The sequence below is a fragment of the Sphingomonas sp. MMS12-HWE2-04 genome (genome assembly GCF_044881185.1).
Classification (GTDB): Bacteria; Pseudomonadota; Alphaproteobacteria; order Sphingomonadales; family Sphingomonadaceae; genus Sphingomonas.
Window position 1 is genome coordinate 768224 of the sequence record NZ_CP173254.1, and the last position, 17757, is coordinate 785980.

The window sequence follows — 17757 nt, forward strand, 5'->3', positions numbered from 1 at the left end:
TTTATCGCGGGAAGGAGTTCATTCCATGTCCCGTCGCATTCTCGTCACCGGCGCCAGCGTTGCCGGCAATACCGCTGCGTGGTGGCTCACCCATCATGGCTTTACCGTGGATGTCGTCGAAAAGGCCCCGGCATTTCGCGACGGCGGACAGAATGTCGATGTGCGCGGCAACGCCCGCGACGTGTTGCGCCTTATGGGTCTCGAGCACGCCGCATTCGATCACACCACTCCCGAAAAGGGGACCGAATGGGTCGATGCCGATAACAACTGCATTGCCCGCTTCGATGCCGACGATTCGGACAATGACAGCGGCCCGACCGCGGAACTGGAGATACGTCGCGGCGATATCGCCCGCCTCATCTACGAGGCTGTGCGTGAGCGCGCATCGTTCCGTTTCGGCGACAGCGTCGCCGCGGTAAATCAGGATGCTTCCGGTGCCGAGGTCACGTTCGAAAGCGGGCGGCGCGAGCGCTACGATCTGGTGATCGTCGCCGAAGGTGTCGGCTCGCATACTCGCGAACTGCTGTTCGCTGGTGAGAACAAGCCGCGCTGGATGGACATCACGATTGCCTATTTCAGCGTGCCACGGCAGCCGCACGACAGCGATTACGCGCGCGTCTACAATACCCTCGGCGGGCGCGGCGGTACGCTCAAACCGTCCCGCGACAATCTGATGGGTGCCTATGTCGGCATCCAAAAGAAGCCCGAAGGCGAGCACGAATGGAGCCCCGAGCGGCAAAGGCAATATATGCTCGATCTGTTTGCCGGTGACGGGTGGAGTTTCCGCGCCTGCGCGAGGCCATGGGGCATGTCGATGATTTCTATTTCGACGTGCTCCGCCAAGTCCGCATGGATCGGTGGTCAAACGGCCATGTCGTGCTGACCGGGGACGCCGCCTGGGCTCCGACCCCGATGACGGGCATCGGCACCACCCTGGCTATCGTCGGCGCCTATGTGCTGGCCGGCGAATTGTCCAAGCATGACGATATTCGCGTGGCGCTTTCCGAATATGAAAAGGTGATGCGGCCGTTCGTGCGCGACGGGCAGAATATTCCCAAGATCATACCGCGGATGCTCTGGCCGCATTCTCGCGTCGGTCTGGCACTGATGCGCAGTGCGATGCAAATCGCCGCAACCGGACCGATAAAGAAGTTATTTTCCAATGCTTTTGCCAGGGACTCGAGCAAAATCCGGCTACCGGACTACGGCTGACGCCCGGCGTCCAAGCGAATTGCATCATTCGAAGCTGACGATCTCTCCTGTCGACGGGGGCAGAGGACGGCGTCGCCGAAATCGGGCGCGCTTAGCCGGCCGATATCCCGGTGGACATTCCGCTTTGCCGCGCGGCGCGCTGAACTGCGAATGGCCGGAATTGCGCGTGGCTGCAAGCGGCCACCAGCGTTGCGAATAGCCGGTTCCAGCGTGAGCGGACATTGCCGCCACCGCATCGGAAAGGCATGTGTTGGTCGGCAGCGGCCGGAAGGTCTGGGACATCTCAGCCCTTCAAGCCGGGTTCGCAGAACGACGGCTCCAGCGAGAACCGGGCAGTCTTTGCAAAGCCGATACCCGCCGGTGTCTGCGAAGATTGGCGGAATGAAATCCGGTAGGTTTCCGAGAAGAGGGTGCCGTCATCACGCAACGGCCACCTTTCAAAAAGGATCGTGAATTGCTAATGGGCGGGTTCTAAAAAGATTCCTCAGCCAAGCTAAAGCGGAGAAACAGCGACATTAGGTGTCGAGGAATGTCTTGGCCTTCGCGAGAAAGGTGTCGTGATATTGGAAGATGCCGCCATGCCCGGCGTCGGGGTAGAGAACGAGTTCCGCTCCGGGGATGCGGCGCGCGAGGTCGGTGGAGTTTTCGCTCGGTACCATGATGTCATGGTCACCATTGGCGACCAGCGTCGGTTGGCGGAGGCGCGACAGGTCTTGCGGCGCTTGCCTGCCCCACGCCTCGATCGCCCTGCGCTGGCGACCGAAGTCACTGAGTCCGACGGCCTTGTCGCGATCCACCGTGCGGGTCTTAAGCCGCGCGAGGAACGCCTTCGCCGCCTTCCGACCGCTGGCGGTGCCGGTGAAGAATAGAAAGGTCTTTGGGTCCCGCAGCGTCACCAGACCCTTGAGGATCAGCGGCAGCGACACCCGACCTACCCGCTCGATCCCCGTGCCCCCGGCAGGGCCAGTGCCCGCCAGGACGAGACGACGAACAAGATCGGGCTGCCGGAGCGTGATCTCCTGCGCGACGAAGCCGCCGAGCGAAAAGCCGATCAGGTCGACCTTTGCCAGCCCCAGTGCTCCAATCACAGCGATCATGTCGATTGCCATGTCTCCGACGGTCAACGGTGCCGCGCCGCCCGATCGGCCGATGCCGCGATAGTCGAGTGCGTAGACCGGGCGGTCTGCGGCGAACCCCTCGACAATCGGCGGATCGAAATTGTCGAGATTGGCACCCCAGTGATTGAGGAGCACGATCGGCGTGCCCCGGTCGGGGCCGAGGCGTCGATAGGCGAAGTGGGTCCCTGCCGCCTCTACCGTAAGCGTCGGAGCCGTGTTCCAGTCGACGCGGGTCATCGCACGCGTACCACGAGCTTGCCCTTGGCCCCGCCCTTGTCGAGCTGCGCCATCGCATCGTCCATCCGGTCGAACGGGAAGACCCGGTCGACCACGGGTTTGATCGTTCCATTCTCAATCAGCGACGTAAGCTTGCCAAGCTGCCCGCCATCGCCCTGCATGAACAGGAATGAATAATCGACACCCGCACGCTTCGCCTTGCGGCGGATGCCCGCGCTCGTCGCGCGCAGCAGCAGGCGCAAGACGATGTTCAGTCTCTGCGCTTTCGCAAACGCCGGATCGGGCGGCCCGGAAATCGAGATCAGCTTGCCGCCGGGCTTTAGCACCTTGAGTGACTTCTCCAGCGTCTTGCCGTCCAGGCTGTTGAGCACGACGTCATAGCCGGACAGTTCCTCCGAAAAATCCTGCGTCTTATAGTCGATCACGACATCGGCACCCAGGCTGCGGACGAGGTCTGCATTGGCCGCGCTCGCCGTCGTCGCGACGGTTGCGCCGAGATGCCTGGCGAGCTGGATCGCCAGCGTGCCGACCCCGCCCGAGCCGGCATGGATCAGGACCTTCTGCCCCTTCTTCAGTTTCGCGCGCTCGACCAGCACCTGCCAGACGGTCAACCCGACGAGCGGGATCGAAGCAGCTTCCTCCATCGACAGATTGGCGGGTTTCAGCGCGAGGTCGCCCTGCTTGACGGCGATCCGCTCGGCGAAAGTGCCGATATGGCCGTCGCGCGGGCGAGCATGGACCTCGTCGCCCGGCTTGAACCCGCGCACCGCCTGACCGACCGACACCACCGTGCCGGCAAGATCGTGCCCCAGGACGAAGGGGGGCTTGTAGGTCAGGACCGCTTTGAACGCGCCGTCGCGGATCTTCGCGTCGAGCTGGTTCAGCCCGGTCGCATGGATCTCGACCAACACCTCATCGACCGCGGGTACGGGGTCGGCCACGTCGCGGAGCCGCAGCGGCTGCTGTTTGCCGTAGCGATCAAGAACATAGGCTTTCATTGCCCCTTCTCCTCAGGCGTCAGCCAGTGTCGGATAGTCAATATACCCCTTCGCACCGCCACCGTAGAGCGTGGAAGGGTCGAGCTGATTGAGGTCTGCACCCGACTCCAGCCGTTCAACGAAATCGGGGTTGGCGATGAAGCCGCGCCCGAAGGCGAACAGGTCGGCTTTGCCGGCCGCCAGCTGTTCCTCGGCAAGTGCCTTGTCGAAGCCGTTATTGGCGAGGAAGGTGCCGCCGAACTTGCGACGCAGCGCGCCATAGTCGAACGGCTTTGCATCGCGCGGCCCACCGGTCGCGCCCTCGACGACATGGAGATAGGCGATCTTCATCTCGCCCAACCGCTCCGCGACATGGTCGAACTGCGGCTGCTCATCGTCCGCCGGCACGATGCCGCTGGCGGGCGAGACGGGCGACAGGCGCACGCCGGTCCGGTCGGCTCGGACTTCGCCCGCGACGGCGGCCGTGACCTCCAGCAGCAGGCGCGCGCGGTTCTCGATTGAACCGCCATAGGCATCGGTTCGCACGTTCGCCGTCTCCCGCAGGAATTCGTCGAGCAGATATCCGTTGGCGCCATGCACCTCGACCCCGTCGAAGCCCGCCTCGATCGCGTTCGCGGCCGCCTGCCGGAAGCTCTCGACGATGCCGGGCAGCTCGTCCAGCTCGAGCGCGCGCGGCTCGGACACGTCCGCAAAGCCGTTGTTGACGAAGGTCTTGGCCTCGGCGCGGATCGCCGACGGGGCGACCGGGGCCTCGCCGCCGTGCAGGTCGACATGGCTGACGCGCCCGACATGCCAGAGCTGGACGAAGATGCGACCGCCCCGCGCGTGCACCGCATCCGTCACCGTGCGCCATGCTGCGATCTGCTCGGGCGTGTAGAGGCCGGGCGTGTCCTGATACCCTTGCGCCTGCACCGACACCTGCGTCGCCTCGGTAATGATAAGGCCGGCGGACGCGCGCTGCGCGTAATATTCGGCCGCATGCTCGCTCGGCAGGAGGCCGGGCGCGGCGCGGTTGCGGGTCAGCGGCGCCATGACGATACGATTGGGCAGAGTCAGCGGGCCGAGTTGGTACGGGTAGAAAAGATCGCTCATAGTTGGTCCTTGTCGGAAAAGAAGGGGTCAGGCTGTGGTGTAGCGGGGCGCGGGCTGGACCGAGCCGAAGTTCGGCAGCATCGCCCGACGCGCTTGGTCAAATGCATCCCACAGCGTGCCGTCGTGAAGCGGCGGGATGGTGACGCTCTCGCGGCGGTCGAAGCCGACGAGCGCGGCGTCGACCAACTCGTTCACGTCCATCATCGGCGGGAGACTTGCCTCATCGGCGCCGGCGCGGCCCCACAGCTCGGTGCGGGTTGCCGCCGGCAGCACTGCCTGGACGTAGACCCCCTTGGGTCCGAGTTCGAGCGACAACCCCTGCGACAGGAAGAGGACGAAGGCCTTGGTCGCGCCATAGACGCTCATGCCAAACTCGGGCACCAATCCGACGACCGAGCCGATGTTGACGATCGCGCCCTCGCCAGCCTGCGCCAGCCGTGGGGCGATGGCGTTGGCGAGGCGGACGACCGAGGTCGTGTTGAGCGCAACCAGCCGGTCGACGGCATCAGTCGTCTGATCGACGAACGCGCCGTTCAATCCCGCGCCGGCGTTGTTGATGAGCGTGCCGATATTCGCATCGTCGCGCAGCCGTGTCTCGACAGTCGCCAGTTGCCTGGCGTCTGTCAGGTCGGCAGGCAGCACGTCGACGGCGACGCCATGCTGCGACGACAGCTTCGTCGCCAGCGCTTTCAGCCGCGCCTCGTCGCGGGCTACCAGCACGAGATCGTGGCCGCGCTTGGCGAAGCGATCGGCATAGGTGGCGCCGATGCCGGTCGAGGCACCGGTGATGAGAATGGTCGGCATGGTCATCCTGTTGCCCTTTGCGGCTGACACACTATATTCATGACGATCGTCACGATAATCGCTTATGTGATGGCGATCATGAATATGTCAACCGGGTGATCGGAGATTTTCGCATGCGGGTCAGTCGCGACCAGATGGCGACGAACAGGGTACGCATCCTCAACGAGGCAAGCCGACTGTTTCGCGAGCGCGGCTTCGATGCGGTGACCGTATCGGAGGTGATGAAGGCCGCCGGGCAGACGCACGGCGGCTTCTACAGCCACTTCGCATCCAAGGACGATCTGGTTGCGCAGACCATTGCGTTCGCGCTCGACGGCGAAGGTGACGCGCTGCCTGATTTGCAAGGCTGGATCGACGTCTATCTGTCACCGCTGCACCGCGATCATGCGGGCGAAGGATGCCCGACCGCCAGCCTTGCCGGGCTGATGCGCCAACAGACGCCGGAAGCGCGCGCGGCAATGGCCAAGGGCCTAGACGCACAGATCGACCGGTTCGCGCGCTCCTTGCCCATTGGTGATCCGGCGTCACGCCGGCGCGATGCGATCGGGCGGTGGTCGGCGATGGTCGGTGCCCTCGTCATGGCACGCGCCGTCGACGATCCGGCGCTGGCCGATGAGTTGCTGACCAGCACGCGCGCGTGGATCGAGGCTGCGGGCGATGCTGCCGGAAGCGATGGATCAGGAGGAACCGGACGGTGAACGTGATGCTCGACCATGCCGATCTGGACGGCCACGACCAGCTTGCCGCGCTGATGGCGACGGGTCGTCAGCCGCCGATCGGCGAGACGCTGGAGTTCGCGCTGGTGGAGTTGGAGCGCGGCCGCGTCGTGTTCGAAGGCTCGCCGTCACGCAAGGTGTTCAACCCGCTCGGTTCGGTTCATGGTGGTTATGCGGCGACATTGCTTGACAGCGCCTGCGGCTGCGCCGTCCATTCCAGCCTGGCTGCCGGCCAGGGATACACGACGCTGGAGCTGAAGGTGTCCTATCACCGCGCCCTGAGCGAGGCGAGCGGCCCGGTTCGCGCCGAAGGCAAGCTCGTCTCGCTCGGACGCCGGGTCGCCTTCTCCGAGGCGCGCCTCGTCGATGCGCAGGGGCGGCTGTGCGCCTCCGCCACCTCGACCCTGCTGGTGTTTCCGATCGCGCCAAAATCGTGACCTGCGAACGGTCAGTCCATCGTCTCTATAAGAAAGTTCAGCGGAAAGCCGGGTCATGTAAGCCTCTTCGCCCGCGCCACCACGGCGCTTTCCCAAAACCCGTTCCCGAACGAGTTTCGCGAAACGGCCATTTCAAAATGGAGAAACGGGACTGCTACATGTGTTCGGAATGGCAATTTTCGGGAGGTTGTCCCGATTTGTTTGAATGGCCGAGAGTAGGGCGGCTGGCGTCGGGCTGCTTCCCGCAGTGCAGATGGCGGCTTCTGTTGGGAGCGTCGTCCGGTTGCTCACTCGGGAACGACCGGGTCTGGTCGGCAGCTGCCGGATGATCGTGGGACTTTGCCGCCATTCTGTCGCAAGGGTTGAATGGTAGCCTTCGACAGAAACCGACATTCGCGATTTTGGCCGTACGACGGCTCTAAATGAGAAGACTGGCCGAGAGCTGCCTGAAGGGGTTCGGCGCGTACCCAGCGGTTAGTGCCGTTTCCAGAGGGCCGCTCGCCCAGGCTACGCCGCGCTGCGTAACCGCGCCGGTGGCACGCCATGTGCGGTCCGCACCTGGCGCGCAAAATGCGAGCGAGAGGAATAGCCGGCCGCCTGGGCAGCCTGGGTCACCGAATAGCCCGGCGCGCTGAGGAGCGCCCCGGCGGTCGCCATGCGCGCGGCCAGGCAGATCTCGCGAAACGAGGTGCCTGCCTGCTTCAGCTGCCGACGCAACGTGGACGCGCCGATCCCAAGCGCGCCCGCAACCTCCCCGACGAGCCAAGGATGAGACGGGTCTGCGTAGATGATAGCTTCGACTTGTTCGGTCCGATCGACGGCGACGAGCATCCGCCCGACTTGCGTTCCGCTGAGCAACAGCAGGATTTCGAGGATACGGTGCTGCGCTACGGCTTCGGCGATCTCAGCGACCGGGTTGGCCAGCACACTGGCGGCATGGCCATAAGCCTCGACGAGATCTGCGGACAGCGTGATGCCGAAGCTGGCTGGTATGCTTGAACCATTGGGCAGGCCACCCAACTTGGCCCGCAGTATCTGGCGCAGCGACGTATCGACCGTGATGCAGAGCGATTCATAGCGGCCGCTCTGCGGATCGGGAATGTTGACCAGGTCAATCTCCATCCCCGCCGGGATCGCGAACGGCACCCCAGGCGGGAAACGCTGCACGACATCGCCGCGCCACACTTCCTTGGTCCCGCTCAGCACGACGACGACCGCCGGATGCGCCAAGCGCGACCGCGCAAAGCGTTCGCAAACCTGAACGCAATAGCCGAACACATTGACGCCGCTCTCGGCGCCGTGCGGGACGGTGCCATTAACTCCCGAAGGCGCGCTGAGCTTGGCCAGCCGCTGCAGCAGCAGCGTGCGGAGACTATTTTGGGTGGCGTGGCTCGTCATGATGCGCCGACCATCGGCCTGTGCCGCGAAGCGAACAAGCCCCATGCGAGCGTTTCGGGCGCAAAGGCGAGCAGTTCGGGTCCACGCCCAGTGCGCCAACCTCCATGCTAGCGATCTGGCAATAAAGGACTACGACATGAGATTTACCGTATGGCGGCATGCGCTGGCCAGCTTCTCCCTCCTTTTGAGCGCTAACGTCCATGCCGCTCCCGTCACCCCCGAGGTGGAGCTGTGGCGGCTGGATTGCGGTGAAATCCAGATGAAAGACGCGTCGCCGCTCTCCGATACTGGCAGCTATGCCGGGAAATCGCGCCGGCTCAGCAACGGCTGCTATCTGATCCGTCACGGAAAAGAGTTGTTGCTGTGGGATTCCGGGTTGCCGGCTACGCTGCGCGGTGCGCCGATCGACGCGAAACCGATCAGCCCGACGCTCGCGGTCGATCTTCCGACCCAGCTTGCCCGCATCGGTATTCGGCCGGATGACATCGGACGGCTGGCGATCAGCCACTACCATTTCGACCATGTCGGCCAGGCGGCGACCTTCGCAAAAGCAACGCTGCTGATCGGCGCGAAGGACTGGGCTGCGCTACACTCCGGAACGATTCCGTTCGCCGACCCAAGCCTTCTCGCACCCTGGTTTACCGGCGGGGGCAAAGTCGACCTGATCGAAGGCGATCGCGATGTGTTTGGTGACGGTTCGGTGGTGATACTTGCCACCCCCGGGCACACACCGGGCGAATCCTCGTTGCTGGTGCGCCTGCCCCATACCGGCGCCGTGATCCTCACCGGCGATGTTGTTCATCTCGAGGCGCAATGGGCACTCTCGGCGGTGCCGACATGGAACACTGAGCGCGCCGACAGCCTGGCGTCGATGAACCGCTTGCAAAACCTTTCCCGTAATGTCGGCGCGACGATCATCGTCCAGCATGATCCGGCAGACATCGGCAAGCTGGCGCGCTTTCCCAAGGCATCGCGCTAGCGCTCGACATCATTCGTGGGGAGTGACCTGCTCACCAAAACTCCTCCAGTCATAACTGGCGTCCGGGTTATCACGGTGGCGCCGATCGCCGATCGAATGGTGAGGAGAAGCTGCTTCGAGAGTGCTGCTTCCCTCTGAAGTCCCTTCCTTGCCATGGACCGGCTCGCTTCAATGCGGCTATGGCTTCGCGCTTTTCAGTCTACGGCCTAGTAAGAATACTCTTCCGGAGCAGACCAAAGGAATTTTGCTGTAGCTAAAGTCGTGGCAAACTCAGGGGAGGAACCCGTCCTTTCGAAAGCTATAGTGGTTATCGCGGGCCACGATTAGATGGTCTTGCAGGCACACCCCCATCACACGCGCTTTCGCCCGCACTTCCACGGTTAATACGCGATCGGCCTGGCTTGGAAGGGGGTTACCCGATGGATGATTGTGAACAAGAATGAGGCCAACGGCGCCAAGTTCCAGGCAGCGTCGCACGAGCTCCCGAGCATAGATCGTCGCTTCGGTTGGTTGTCCCATGGAAATTACTTCTTCGACAATCAAGCGATTGCCGGCGTCCAGAAACATTGCGCGCACCTTCTCGACTTCGCTGAAGCCCTGCGTGAATTTTAGGTACGCGAGCAGCGCGTCCTGAGTGTCGAAAAGCGGACGCCGGTCGACCGCCTGCTTTAAAGACCATAAAATCGCTTCCGTTAGGAGAAGCAGTTGATTGGTTGTATTTTGATCCCCCTCTAGTGCGCGCCGTATCTCTTCAGGTGCCGCTGTGAGGACGTTCCTCAGTGAGCCGAAACGGACGATGAGGGCCTTGGCCTTTCGGGAGCAATCTACGCAACCGGTGGAGTGGAGAAGGCGCTCCAAGATTTGTCTTTCCCGGTTGCCATAACTCTCTGCCGGTGACGAAACGCACCGATTGGGATCAACAAAATCGATGGGTAGGCGCTCCAAGCATGCACGATCTTCGTGATCTGCCGCGAATGGAGAGGGCCGAACCACATCATCAGGTGCATCAGGAGACCGAGGCCCAACAGCATTGCCATACATAACGGCCAATACCTTTCCGCGCGAAGCGAGAGAGCGAGGACGGCCAAAAACATGGCCACATCGACTACGAAAATTCCCACTTCGCGTGTGCGAAAAACCCACCGATAATCGCTGGCTACCGTCACCGTAAGGCAGCAGGCCAGGATGACGATGCCGGTAGCAATGCGCTCTGGCGCACCCCCAACGATCAGCGCGTAAACGCAACACAGCGAAGTGAGAGCGACGAAAAACATGACGTTGGCCATCCTCAAACCGTTCGTGCGTCAGCACCGCCGGTCAAGGCACTGGCGACTTGCCTCGGACTAAGCGGCTCGGTTGATCTGAACCACGTCGCCACCTTCGTTCGCGAAGCAAGGAAAGACGTCCCCGAAATCGATGGGAACCAGCTTGTGATCGATTGCCGTTTCGAGAAGACGGTTATGAGCGCGGCAAAGGTGGTGGCGCGCGCGGAGGCATAAACGAATGGCTTCGCCTGCATCGGTAAGAGCGCCTTGGACTGATCCGAACGGTAAATCTGCTTCAGACCGAGCAACGCCTAGTGTGAGAAGGAGTGTGGCCGCCGCCGCGAGGCTCGCGTCGACTCCCTCTTCAGCGGCAACCAAGTCGCGGACGACAGGCTCCACTATGAAATGTACGTCTTTTGTCATTTGCTTTCCCCATTTGTGCCGCGCGGCACAGAGACGTGCCTTAGGGGCGCAGGTAACCGGTCGCGGCGACCAGCCCCACGGCAGCTAGAATTGAGATCAGAACCGCCGCTCCGAGGACAAGCGACCCAGCGATGACAAGCACTAGCCGCCTCCCGGGACTGAGGTCCCCAGGACGTCGCGTTCCGCCATCTGCATGAGCGAGGTTCGGTGCGTTCGGGGAAGGCAGGACTAGCTTCGACGTTTCCGCTACGGCCGATCCAGCGCTGCTCACCAAACACAGACTTTCTTCAAACTGCGAGGTCATAGGTGCCTGCTCAGCGGAGGTATCCTCAACCCGCTGAATTTCACCCCTCAGTGTTTGAGGGGTAGGATGTTCATGATCGGTAAGCAGGCGAGCAGCGTGTCGGCGGCTTGTGGTGCCAAGAATTTGCATCGCCTCCCGCAGATACCCGTTAACGGTGTTCGGACTAATTCCGAGTTGGAAAGCGATCTCGTGAGTGTCGTGAAGTTGCGCGACCGCTCGGAGGCAGTCACGATGGCGCGGCTGAAGGCGGCGGTATGTGTCATCGTCCACTATGGCACGATGCGACGATTCGTTTCATCGTTCAATGCGTCCATTTTTTTACTACGCCTAATTGCACGCATAATGTCAGATCGAAAAACGCTACGTAGCAGCGGTTCTTACGCGACGTTGCTCGCAGCAACCAGTTGACCGAATCGGGCCGCGACTTCTCTCCAAAGAGCAACTCCTACCGGATCGCCCTTCATCGTAGCCTTGCCAATCATACCAGCGATAAACATTGGCCCTTCCGAGCCATGGCGATGCTCGACATTGAGGGCGATACCCCATAACTCCCTGTCTCGGTCGATCATCGCTCGCCGTCTTTCCTCGACAGCCATATGTCGGAGGCGACTAGCGCCATCGCGGCGGTGACGATCAACGCGGCAAACATAGAATGTCAGCTGGGCACATCGCAAAGGTCCCCGATACGGTTTCCATTATCCCAATCACCCCCGTAGATGGCCTGATGCCGCCAAAGCTTCCAGCACGATAAATAACCTTTGGCGCCCGAGACCAGCCCTATTGTTCGGCCGTAACGATCAACGTCCAAACGCTCTATCGGCAACGTGCCGAGAAGCGCCTCGAAGGCTTTCCTTCGCCGAAAATCCATCACCAGCGCACAGCCCGGTTAGCTTGGCTTCCGATGCAGCAACTAGACGAGGAGGCTATTGGTCCGCCCAAGGTCGCGCGCAATTCCTGACGGGATAGTCATGATGCAGCTACGTACTATTCCGAGCAGCGGGGAACAGCTTCCGGTTGTGAGTTGCGGAACGTATCGGGGCTTCGACGTGTCCGGCGCAGGACTTGCGCGCGCGGCACTGACCGGGGTCCTCGACTCCGTTCTATCGAAGGCTATGCGCGGCCCCGAGCGACTAGCGAAATTGTGTTCAGTGCCCCGACCGCTTCTTGAAAAACGAGCCTACAAGCTGCCGGTCGGGAAACGGCCCAGTTTCAGCCGAGTGTGTATCGGCTTGAGATGTCCGCAATTGGCGCGCGGGCCTGCCCGCCACTCTGCTTCTAAGACTTAATCGTTGTTACTCAGTATAAGTGTGCCGCAAAGTCCCGCAATTTCTGCGGCAATTCTGTTTGACCTTGGCGTTATGCACACCTTATTTCGTCGCCATAGGCCTTGGCAGGTGCATTCTCCAGCGAGGAGATACGGTGATGTCGCTCATGGGCGATCAATCAACCGCCGAAGGCCCGTTGTCAGAGGTCAAGGAACAGTCGGGGCGGCGGATAGAAGAGGTAAGGAAACGCGAAGGAATTACCCAACGGCAACTTGCAAGGGACTTGGGCATGGGAGTTCGGTGGCTGCGCGAGATCGAGTCAGGTAACCCGAAGGCGAGGCTCGATGACCATCTGCGCTGCGCGTACCAGCTCGGCATGTCGACCGGGCACATCCTCATCCCGCTGCTGTTTGCCGGACAGAAGATGGCATTCCCGCGCCAGCTGGCATTCGGGGACCTGCGCGAGCTTGAAAGGCTTTGCGTCGAGATCATCGCGCAGCGCAATCTGGAGCAGCTGACGCTTGCGCTCACGCCCAAATGGCGAACGGCTCTGAGCGGAGCCTCCGGCCGCTGATCACATGGCCTTCGATCCGAACACGCAGGAACGGGTGTATCAAGCACTCAAGCTCGAATATCTCGCGGGGCACTACGCGCCAGGCGCCCGGCTCGACATCCAGCGAATCGCAGATCGCTTCCGCGCCAGTGCCACACCGGTGCGGGAAGCGTTGCACCGGCTCATCGGAGAGCAACTTGTAGAGTCCCATCCCGATGGAGGCATACGGGTCGTCATGCCAAGCCCGGGCGGACTGGCAGACCTCTACGCGTGGAACGCCCAGCATTTGCTTGCTGCCGTGCGGCTGGCGAGCCCAACCGCGCTAAGCGACAATCTGAAGCCGGTTCGCACGGCTGCTGCCAGAGGTGCGATCGACATCGTCTCCGGCGCTGCAGCCCTTTTTCGATTCATCGGCGATGCCACCGCGAACTCCGAATTCGTCTCGCAGATCGATCGGGCCAATGCGAGGCTCCATTATGTGCGAATCGCTGAACAGCAATCGCTTCCCGATCTAGAACGTGAATTGCGAACGTTTCTTCGAAACGGAAAGATCGATGTTCGTTCAAACCTGCGCCGAAGGATAATCGCATATCATCGCCGACGGATCGACCATCTCGATCAGATTTCGCGAGCATTTCTTGATCTCCGCACCGGTGGCTAAGCCATTGCCAACGGGCGTCGAAGGCTGACGGACATATATTGTGCCGATTCAGCGAGAAATATCTCCACCGTGCTTTGAACCCCCGGCCTAGTCTTCCCTCGCCGCCGATTGGATGCGGCTGGGAGAAACGTCATGGATCGTAGCAACAAGGCGCCGCTGGGGCTCACGGACCTCGGCACGGCGAGCATCGCCACCAAGGGTGACCCCATCATGGGCGAGCCCGACACGGGGGGCTCAAGAAGACCGGTCTCGGTCTCGCCGACGATTGAAGCATGGAGGTGCGCGGCTTGCCGCGCACCTCTGTCCGTAACGGATTCTTCCATGCATCTCGCGAACTCCGACGGCGTGCACTTCTGCCAGATCGGCAAGCGCTTCTTCTTCCTTGATTCGGGCCGTGACCGATATCTCGGGACCTCTGAGGACACGGGCGAGGCATTGATCCGCGCGATCAACGGCACGTCGATCCTCGGTACCGACGAAACGAAGCTGGAGCCCCTCCTGACGGACGGCCTGATACGGATAACGGAAGACTCGGCGCAATGTCTGTGCGCCACCATAAGGACGCCGGCCCAAAAAGCGTGGGTGCCCGACCGGCGCGCGGGTCTGTTCCTCACTCTCGCGGCCATTGCCGCCCAGAAGCGCGCAGCTGCCGACATAAGGAAAAGGGGGTTTCGACGCGCCGTCGAAGCACGGTCGAATGGGCTGAAGCCATGGCGGCATCGCGTCCAGGCCGCCGCGGTCATCGCGGCCTTCCGTGCCTCGGACCTGTTCGTCACCGCGGACAAGCGATGCTTGATGAAGTCGCTCAGCCTGTACGAATTGCTTCGAAAGAGCGGTCACACGCCATCTTTGATGATCGGCGTCCGCGACTACCCCTTCACCGCCCATGCATGGGTCGAGCTCGATGAGGCCGTCGTAAACGACACCGCCGACAATATTCGTCTCTATCAGCCGATCATGGTGGTTTGATGGCGTTGCGCTACCTGATCGCGTTCGATCGGCAGTCGGGAGCTTACTATCAGGGCTGGCGCGGTCGGCTGTCGTCCATCGGACTTGAACCGGTGGTGGCGACCGAGAGTGTGCGGATCTGGTGTAATGCTCCCGCCGAGGTCGTTGCTACGGCGTCTGGACGCACGGTCGTGCTGGGCCAGCTCTTCACCCGCGAAGACCGTCCGTCGCGGGTCATCGACCTGGACCCGTCGATCGACCGGGTTCCTGATCCCCCTTTGCACTTGTCCCGGCATTATTGGGGACGCTATGTCGCCGTTTCGCGCGCCGCGGTCGGATCGGTTCAGATTTTTCGCGATCCCGGCGGGGGACTGCCTTGCTATGTCCGCGAGACCGCCGACCATGTCCTGGTCTTTTCCGATCTCGGCGTGCTGAACGCTTCCGGCCGTCCTTCTCCGGAAATCGACTGGGGTGGCGTCCGCGATGCTCTTGTCTGGCCGGCCCTGCGAACCAGCCGGACCGCGCTTCGCGACATATATGAGGTGCCGCAGGGCTGGCTCCTCGGTCTTGGCGGCAAACACTTCAGCGAACTCCGTAAGGTGTGGTCGCCCTGGGAGCATGTTGCGCCGACCGGGCTTGCGGGCGGGGAATTGGCGGAAGCGCTTCACAGCACCGTGGTCGGGACCGTCCAGGCGCTGGCGCGCGGCGCAGACGCGGTTCAGCTGAGCCTGTCGGGCGGCCTAAACTCCTCGATCGTTGCCGCGGCGCTCACGGGAACGCCAACGACCGGCTTCAACATGGTTGCCGACGGGAGCCATGGGGACGAGCGCGCCGATGCCCGCCTGGTTACGGATCATCTCGGACTGGAGCTGGTGGACCGGCGATATCGACTGGAAGATGTGGACCTGGCGCGATCCTCTGCCGCCCATCTGCCTCGCCCGGTAGGCAACGCGGCGCGACTGGCGTTCGACAAAGCCTGTCTAGAGTTCGCGAAGGAGCGTGGGATCCCTATGCTCTTCTCGGGCTTCGGCGGCGATAATGTATTCTGCTATATGCGCTCGGTCTCTCCGGTCGTGGACCTGGTGCGCTCCCGGGGCTCCCCCGCGCAATATGGCGTACGCTCACGGATATCGGCCGGCTGACCAGCACCAGCATACCCACGGTCGTTCGGCACGCGCTCCCGAAGCTGATGATGCGAGCCGCACCCTATGCCTGGGCACCGGATCCCAACCTGCTCAACCCGGAGGCGCTCGAGGCGGCGGGGCCGCGGCCGCCGCACGACTGGCTCGACGCGCCGGGCGATGCCCTGCCAGGCCGTGCGGCCCACATCGCCAAGATATCGCGAACCCAGAATTATGCAGAGGGCCTTCCGCGCGACCAGGCGCTCGAGGCCGTCCACCCCTTGCTGAGCCAACCCATCTTCGAACTCTGCCTCTCGATTCCCAGCTGGAATTGGGTTGCCGGTGGGCGGGACCGGTCCGTGGCGCGTGCCGCTTTTGGCCCGACGCTGCCGCAACAGACCGTCACCAGAAGGACGAAGGGCGGACCCGGCGCCTTCCATCGGCAAGTGGCCCATTCCCGCGCACCGGAGATCCGGGATCGTCTCTTGGGAGGCAGTCTCGCAGAGAACGGCCTGCTCGACGTTGCCGCGATCGAGGCAAGCCTGAAGTCGCGAGCCGATACCCCTGAATTTTCCTATGACCGGTTGCTTGAGCTGGTCGATACCGAAGCCTGGATTCAGCGGAATATTGCCTAGTCATTGATCGCCGATTTCAAAAATCGCGCCGAGATATTGCTAGCCAGATGCGGTGCCTTGCTACGCTTGGGAATATATTCGGCTGGACCTGCGGCGAATATTCCGGCCGCGGCGCGCCATGTCCTTTTAGAATTTCCCTACCGCAACCCTGCGGCGTGACATGGAGATGTATCATGCAGAACACCAAGGCACCGTCGGCGGCTCTGGCCGACCTCGGCTCAGTCAGCGCGCTGACCATGGGTGATCCGGTCATCGGCGAGTCCGATCATGTCGGTCTTCGCGAATTCGCGATCGGCATCGGCCAGGACTGATGGCCTGGAGGTGCACGGCTCGCGCCGTGCACCTCTTCCGTCTCGCCGTGATGCGACCCGAGCGACGAGGACGCTGACCATGTGCCGAACTAGGGGCTTGGCCCGGATCAGCGCCGCGGAACCTGGTTTTGCGGGTCTGTCAATTTGGAACGCATCTCGCGCCACCGTGCCATTTCCGAGGGAAGCGCGTCGGCGGCGCCATCGCCTTGCAGCCAGAATTCGAACCATGCGAGATTTCGCCGATACACCGAGATGCGGTGCGCGGGCTGCCATTTCACGTGATGCTCGTCTGGGAAGACGATAAGCTCCATTGGCTTTCCATATTCGCGGAGGGAGGCATAGGCTTCGACCGAGCCCAGATATTCGTCATCGGCGGTCTGGGACAGCAGCGGGGTATTGAAGCGCACCGCGTTGCGCGCGATCGAATAGGGGTCCCAGAAGGCCGGCGCGTCGTCCGTATAGGCCGGGTAGCGGAAGTTCCTCAGATCCTCCGCGCCGAGATTGCCCATCATCAGCAGCTGCGTCTTCGGGTCCTCGCAGCAGGCGGTGAGCGAAGCGGCGGCGAAGAGCTTGCTGTTCAGCAGGGCAAAGGCCGCGGACACGGTGCCGTCGCTCAGCCCGGTGATGCCGACGCGCTTGGGATCGACGATCCCACGATCCACGAGCATCTGGATGCCCGTCGCATAGGCCGACATCACGCTCTTTCGGTCCGCCCAGCCTTCATAGTTGAGCTTCACGCGTTCGGCATGGGTGTTGGCGCCGGAAAGGTCGGCAACATATGCCGGGCGCTGGAGGCTGAGCACGGCGAATCCTCGTGCGGCGAATGGGAAGATCGGGAATTCGTCTCCGGTGCCGCCGCGCAGAAAGCCCCTGGTGACATATTGGACGATCACCAGCGGCAAGCGGCCGGCGGAGGGGTTCCAGCCGGTGGGAAGGACCAGGTCCCCATAGACCTTGATACCCCGGTCATTCTCCCATTCGAGCCTCTCGACCGAGCCTCTTCTGAGCGAGCCGAATTGGGATTCGGGTCGAACAGCTCGGTTGTCGCACCATCCTTCGGATCGATGCTGACGATGCGCCGGGGTCGGGAGGATTGTTCCAGCGCGCAGACCAGGCGAGTCTCAGCCGGCGTGCAGCCAAGGAGCAGATCGCGTGTCGACAGGGTTCGGCTCGGGACCGTGTCTCCCTTTCGCATCATGTAAAGCGCCGTGATGCTGTTGGCCCAGCCTTCCTGGCGGAGGAACCAGAGATCCCCGCTCGGACTCCACCAGAGTCCCGCG

At 62.4% G+C, this 17757-nt stretch carries 22 protein-coding genes; 12 read left to right on the top strand and 10 right to left on the bottom strand.

Features of this window, described 5'->3' with window-relative positions; genetic code table 11:
• Positions 1–25 precede the first annotated feature (25 nt).
• Together AB2M62_RS03460 and AB2M62_RS03465 are read left to right on the top strand one after the other, a co-directional pair.
• Positions 26–883 (top strand): FAD-dependent monooxygenase, encoded by an 858-nt coding sequence (locus AB2M62_RS03460; protein WP_404337837.1) that lies wholly within the window; start codon positions 26–28, stop codon positions 881–883.
• On the top strand, positions 850–1212 hold the full coding sequence (locus AB2M62_RS03465; RefSeq protein WP_404337838.1) for a hypothetical protein: 363 nt from the start codon (positions 850–852) through the stop codon (positions 1210–1212). Before AB2M62_RS03460 ends, AB2M62_RS03465 begins: the two co-directional genes overlap by 34 nt.
• Positions 1213–1727: 515 nt before the next feature.
• Here AB2M62_RS03465 and AB2M62_RS03470 read toward each other — a convergent pair.
• Genes AB2M62_RS03470 through AB2M62_RS03485 form a run of 4 tightly spaced genes read right to left on the bottom strand, consistent with a single transcriptional unit; the run spans position 1728 to position 5467 of the window.
• Positions 1728–2567: an alpha/beta fold hydrolase gene (locus AB2M62_RS03470; protein WP_404337840.1), complete on the bottom strand. Its 840-nt coding sequence runs from the start codon at positions 2565–2567 to the stop codon at positions 1728–1730.
• Positions 2564–3565, bottom strand: coding sequence for an NADP-dependent oxidoreductase (locus AB2M62_RS03475; protein WP_404337842.1), 1002 nt, complete (start codon positions 3563–3565; stop codon positions 2564–2566). The genes AB2M62_RS03470 and AB2M62_RS03475 overlap by 4 nt, the downstream gene beginning before the upstream one ends.
• Positions 3566–3577: 12 nt before the next feature.
• Positions 3578–4657, bottom strand: coding sequence for an alkene reductase (locus tag AB2M62_RS03480; protein WP_404337844.1), 1080 nt, complete (start codon positions 4655–4657; stop codon positions 3578–3580).
• Between the two features lie 27 nt (positions 4658–4684).
• Entirely contained in the window at positions 4685–5467 is a 783-nt protein-coding gene (locus tag AB2M62_RS03485; protein WP_404337846.1) for an SDR family NAD(P)-dependent oxidoreductase, read from the bottom strand.
• 107 nt (positions 5468–5574) lie between these two features.
• Between AB2M62_RS03485 and AB2M62_RS03490 the strand changes: the two genes are divergently transcribed.
• Together AB2M62_RS03490 and AB2M62_RS03495 are read left to right on the top strand one after the other, a co-directional pair.
• On the top strand, positions 5575–6159 hold the full coding sequence (locus AB2M62_RS03490) for a TetR/AcrR family transcriptional regulator (protein ID WP_404337848.1): 585 nt from the start codon (positions 5575–5577) through the stop codon (positions 6157–6159).
• A 5-nt stretch (positions 6160–6164) separates the two neighbouring features.
• Positions 6165–6614: a PaaI family thioesterase gene (locus tag AB2M62_RS03495; protein WP_404339781.1), complete on the top strand. Its 450-nt coding sequence runs from the start codon at positions 6165–6167 to the stop codon at positions 6612–6614.
• A gap of 507 nt (positions 6615–7121) precedes the next feature.
• Here the strand turns inward: AB2M62_RS03495 and AB2M62_RS03500 are convergent.
• Positions 7122–8057: a helix-turn-helix domain-containing protein gene (locus AB2M62_RS03500; RefSeq protein ID WP_404337850.1), complete on the bottom strand. Its 936-nt coding sequence runs from the start codon at positions 8055–8057 to the stop codon at positions 7122–7124.
• Positions 8058–8148: 91 nt separating this feature from the next.
• Here AB2M62_RS03500 and AB2M62_RS03505 point away from each other — a divergent pair, with 91 nt between their 5' ends.
• Complete coding sequence (locus AB2M62_RS03505; RefSeq protein WP_404337852.1) at positions 8149–8991, top strand: N-acyl homoserine lactonase family protein; 843 nt, start codon at positions 8149–8151, stop codon at positions 8989–8991.
• A 270-nt stretch (positions 8992–9261) separates the two neighbouring features.
• On the opposite strand, the gene AB2M62_RS03510 is transcribed toward AB2M62_RS03505, so the two are convergent.
• From AB2M62_RS03510 to AB2M62_RS03520, 3 genes are all read right to left on the bottom strand, one after another.
• Positions 9262–9849 carry a RadC family protein gene (locus tag AB2M62_RS03510; RefSeq protein ID WP_404337854.1) on the bottom strand — a complete coding sequence of 196 codons (588 nt, stop codon included), beginning with the start codon at positions 9847–9849 and terminating at the stop codon, positions 9262–9264.
• Positions 9816–10277 carry a hypothetical protein gene (locus AB2M62_RS03515; RefSeq protein WP_404337856.1) on the bottom strand — a complete coding sequence of 154 codons (462 nt, stop codon included), beginning with the start codon at positions 10275–10277 and terminating at the stop codon, positions 9816–9818. Before AB2M62_RS03515 ends, AB2M62_RS03510 begins: the two co-directional genes overlap by 34 nt.
• Positions 10278–10719: 442 nt before the next feature.
• Complete coding sequence (locus AB2M62_RS03520) at positions 10720–11169, bottom strand: hypothetical protein (protein ID WP_404339783.1); 450 nt, start codon at positions 11167–11169, stop codon at positions 10720–10722.
• On the opposite strand from AB2M62_RS03520, the gene AB2M62_RS03525 reads away from it, so the two are divergent.
• Positions 11050–11391 carry a hypothetical protein gene (locus tag AB2M62_RS03525; RefSeq protein WP_404340078.1) on the top strand — a complete coding sequence of 114 codons (342 nt, stop codon included), beginning with the start codon at positions 11050–11052 and terminating at the stop codon, positions 11389–11391. The two genes, AB2M62_RS03520 and AB2M62_RS03525, sit on opposite strands and share 120 nt — an antisense overlap.
• On the opposite strand, the gene AB2M62_RS03530 is transcribed toward AB2M62_RS03525, so the two are convergent.
• Positions 11361–11579, bottom strand: a complete 219-nt coding sequence (locus tag AB2M62_RS03530) for a DUF6961 family protein (protein WP_404337858.1) — start codon at positions 11577–11579, stop codon at positions 11361–11363. The genes AB2M62_RS03525 and AB2M62_RS03530 overlap by 31 nt on opposite strands.
• An 826-nt stretch (positions 11580–12405) precedes the next feature.
• On the opposite strand from AB2M62_RS03530, the gene AB2M62_RS03535 reads away from it, so the two are divergent.
• From AB2M62_RS03535 to AB2M62_RS03560, 6 genes are all read left to right on the top strand, one after another.
• Entirely contained in the window at positions 12406–12822 is a 417-nt protein-coding gene (locus AB2M62_RS03535; protein ID WP_404337860.1) for a helix-turn-helix domain-containing protein, read from the top strand.
• A gap of 4 nt (positions 12823–12826) precedes the next feature.
• Positions 12827–13462: a GntR family transcriptional regulator gene (locus AB2M62_RS03540; RefSeq protein WP_404337862.1), complete on the top strand. Its 636-nt coding sequence runs from the start codon at positions 12827–12829 to the stop codon at positions 13460–13462.
• Positions 13463–13594: 132 nt separating this feature from the next.
• Positions 13595–14431, top strand: coding sequence for a lasso peptide biosynthesis B2 protein (locus AB2M62_RS03545; protein WP_404337864.1), 837 nt, complete (start codon positions 13595–13597; stop codon positions 14429–14431).
• Positions 14431–15552, top strand: a complete 1122-nt coding sequence (locus AB2M62_RS03550) for an asparagine synthase-related protein (protein ID WP_404337865.1) — start codon at positions 14431–14433, stop codon at positions 15550–15552. The genes AB2M62_RS03545 and AB2M62_RS03550 overlap by 1 nt, the downstream gene beginning before the upstream one ends.
• Positions 15553–15602: 50 nt before the next feature.
• On the top strand, positions 15603–16166 hold the full coding sequence (locus tag AB2M62_RS03555) for an asparagine synthase-related protein (protein WP_404337867.1): 564 nt from the start codon (positions 15603–15605) through the stop codon (positions 16164–16166).
• A 173-nt stretch (positions 16167–16339) separates the two neighbouring features.
• On the top strand, positions 16340–16477 hold the full coding sequence (locus AB2M62_RS03560) for a hypothetical protein (protein ID WP_404337869.1): 138 nt from the start codon (positions 16340–16342) through the stop codon (positions 16475–16477).
• Positions 16478–16584: 107 nt separating this feature from the next.
• Here AB2M62_RS03560 and AB2M62_RS03565 read toward each other — a convergent pair whose 3' ends face one another.
• Complete coding sequence (locus AB2M62_RS03565; RefSeq protein WP_404339785.1) at positions 16585–17586, bottom strand: Atxe2 family lasso peptide isopeptidase; 1002 nt, start codon at positions 17584–17586, stop codon at positions 16585–16587.
• Positions 17587–17757: the final 171 nt, after the last annotated feature.

Bases quoted from the DNA above. Each gene is read 5' to 3' on its own strand.
- AB2M62_RS03460 (WP_404337837.1), top strand. From the start codon at position 26: ATGTCCCGTCGCATTCTCGTCACCGGCGCCAGCGTTGCCGGCAATACC.
- AB2M62_RS03465 (WP_404337838.1), top strand. From the start codon at position 850: ATGGATCGGTGGTCAAACGGCCATGTCGTGCTGACCGGGGACGCCGCC.
- AB2M62_RS03470 (WP_404337840.1), bottom strand. From the start codon at position 2,567: ATGACCCGCGTCGACTGGAACACGGCTCCGACGCTTACGGTAGAGGCG.
- AB2M62_RS03475 (WP_404337842.1), bottom strand. From the start codon at position 3,565: ATGAAAGCCTATGTTCTTGATCGCTACGGCAAACAGCAGCCGCTGCGG.
- AB2M62_RS03480 (WP_404337844.1), bottom strand. From the start codon at position 4,657: ATGAGCGATCTTTTCTACCCGTACCAACTCGGCCCGCTGACTCTGCCC.
- AB2M62_RS03485 (WP_404337846.1), bottom strand. From the start codon at position 5,467: ATGACCATGCCGACCATTCTCATCACCGGTGCCTCGACCGGCATCGGC.
- AB2M62_RS03490 (WP_404337848.1), top strand. From the start codon at position 5,575: ATGCGGGTCAGTCGCGACCAGATGGCGACGAACAGGGTACGCATCCTC.
- AB2M62_RS03495 (WP_404339781.1), top strand. From the start codon at position 6,165: ATGCTCGACCATGCCGATCTGGACGGCCACGACCAGCTTGCCGCGCTG.
- AB2M62_RS03500 (WP_404337850.1), bottom strand. From the start codon at position 8,057: ATGGGGCTTGTTCGCTTCGCGGCACAGGCCGATGGTCGGCGCATCATG.
- AB2M62_RS03505 (WP_404337852.1), top strand. From the start codon at position 8,149: ATGAGATTTACCGTATGGCGGCATGCGCTGGCCAGCTTCTCCCTCCTT.
- AB2M62_RS03515 (WP_404337856.1), bottom strand. From the start codon at position 10,277: ATGGCCAACGTCATGTTTTTCGTCGCTCTCACTTCGCTGTGTTGCGTT.
- AB2M62_RS03525 (WP_404340078.1), top strand. From the start codon at position 11,050: ATGTTCATGATCGGTAAGCAGGCGAGCAGCGTGTCGGCGGCTTGTGGT.
- AB2M62_RS03530 (WP_404337858.1), bottom strand. From the start codon at position 11,579: ATGGCTGTCGAGGAAAGACGGCGAGCGATGATCGACCGAGACAGGGAG.
- AB2M62_RS03535 (WP_404337860.1), top strand. From the start codon at position 12,406: ATGTCGCTCATGGGCGATCAATCAACCGCCGAAGGCCCGTTGTCAGAG.
- AB2M62_RS03540 (WP_404337862.1), top strand. From the start codon at position 12,827: ATGGCCTTCGATCCGAACACGCAGGAACGGGTGTATCAAGCACTCAAG.
- AB2M62_RS03545 (WP_404337864.1), top strand. From the start codon at position 13,595: ATGGATCGTAGCAACAAGGCGCCGCTGGGGCTCACGGACCTCGGCACG.
- AB2M62_RS03550 (WP_404337865.1), top strand. From the start codon at position 14,431: ATGGCGTTGCGCTACCTGATCGCGTTCGATCGGCAGTCGGGAGCTTAC.
- AB2M62_RS03555 (WP_404337867.1), top strand. From the start codon at position 15,603: ATGCGAGCCGCACCCTATGCCTGGGCACCGGATCCCAACCTGCTCAAC.
- AB2M62_RS03560 (WP_404337869.1), top strand. From the start codon at position 16,340: ATGCAGAACACCAAGGCACCGTCGGCGGCTCTGGCCGACCTCGGCTCA.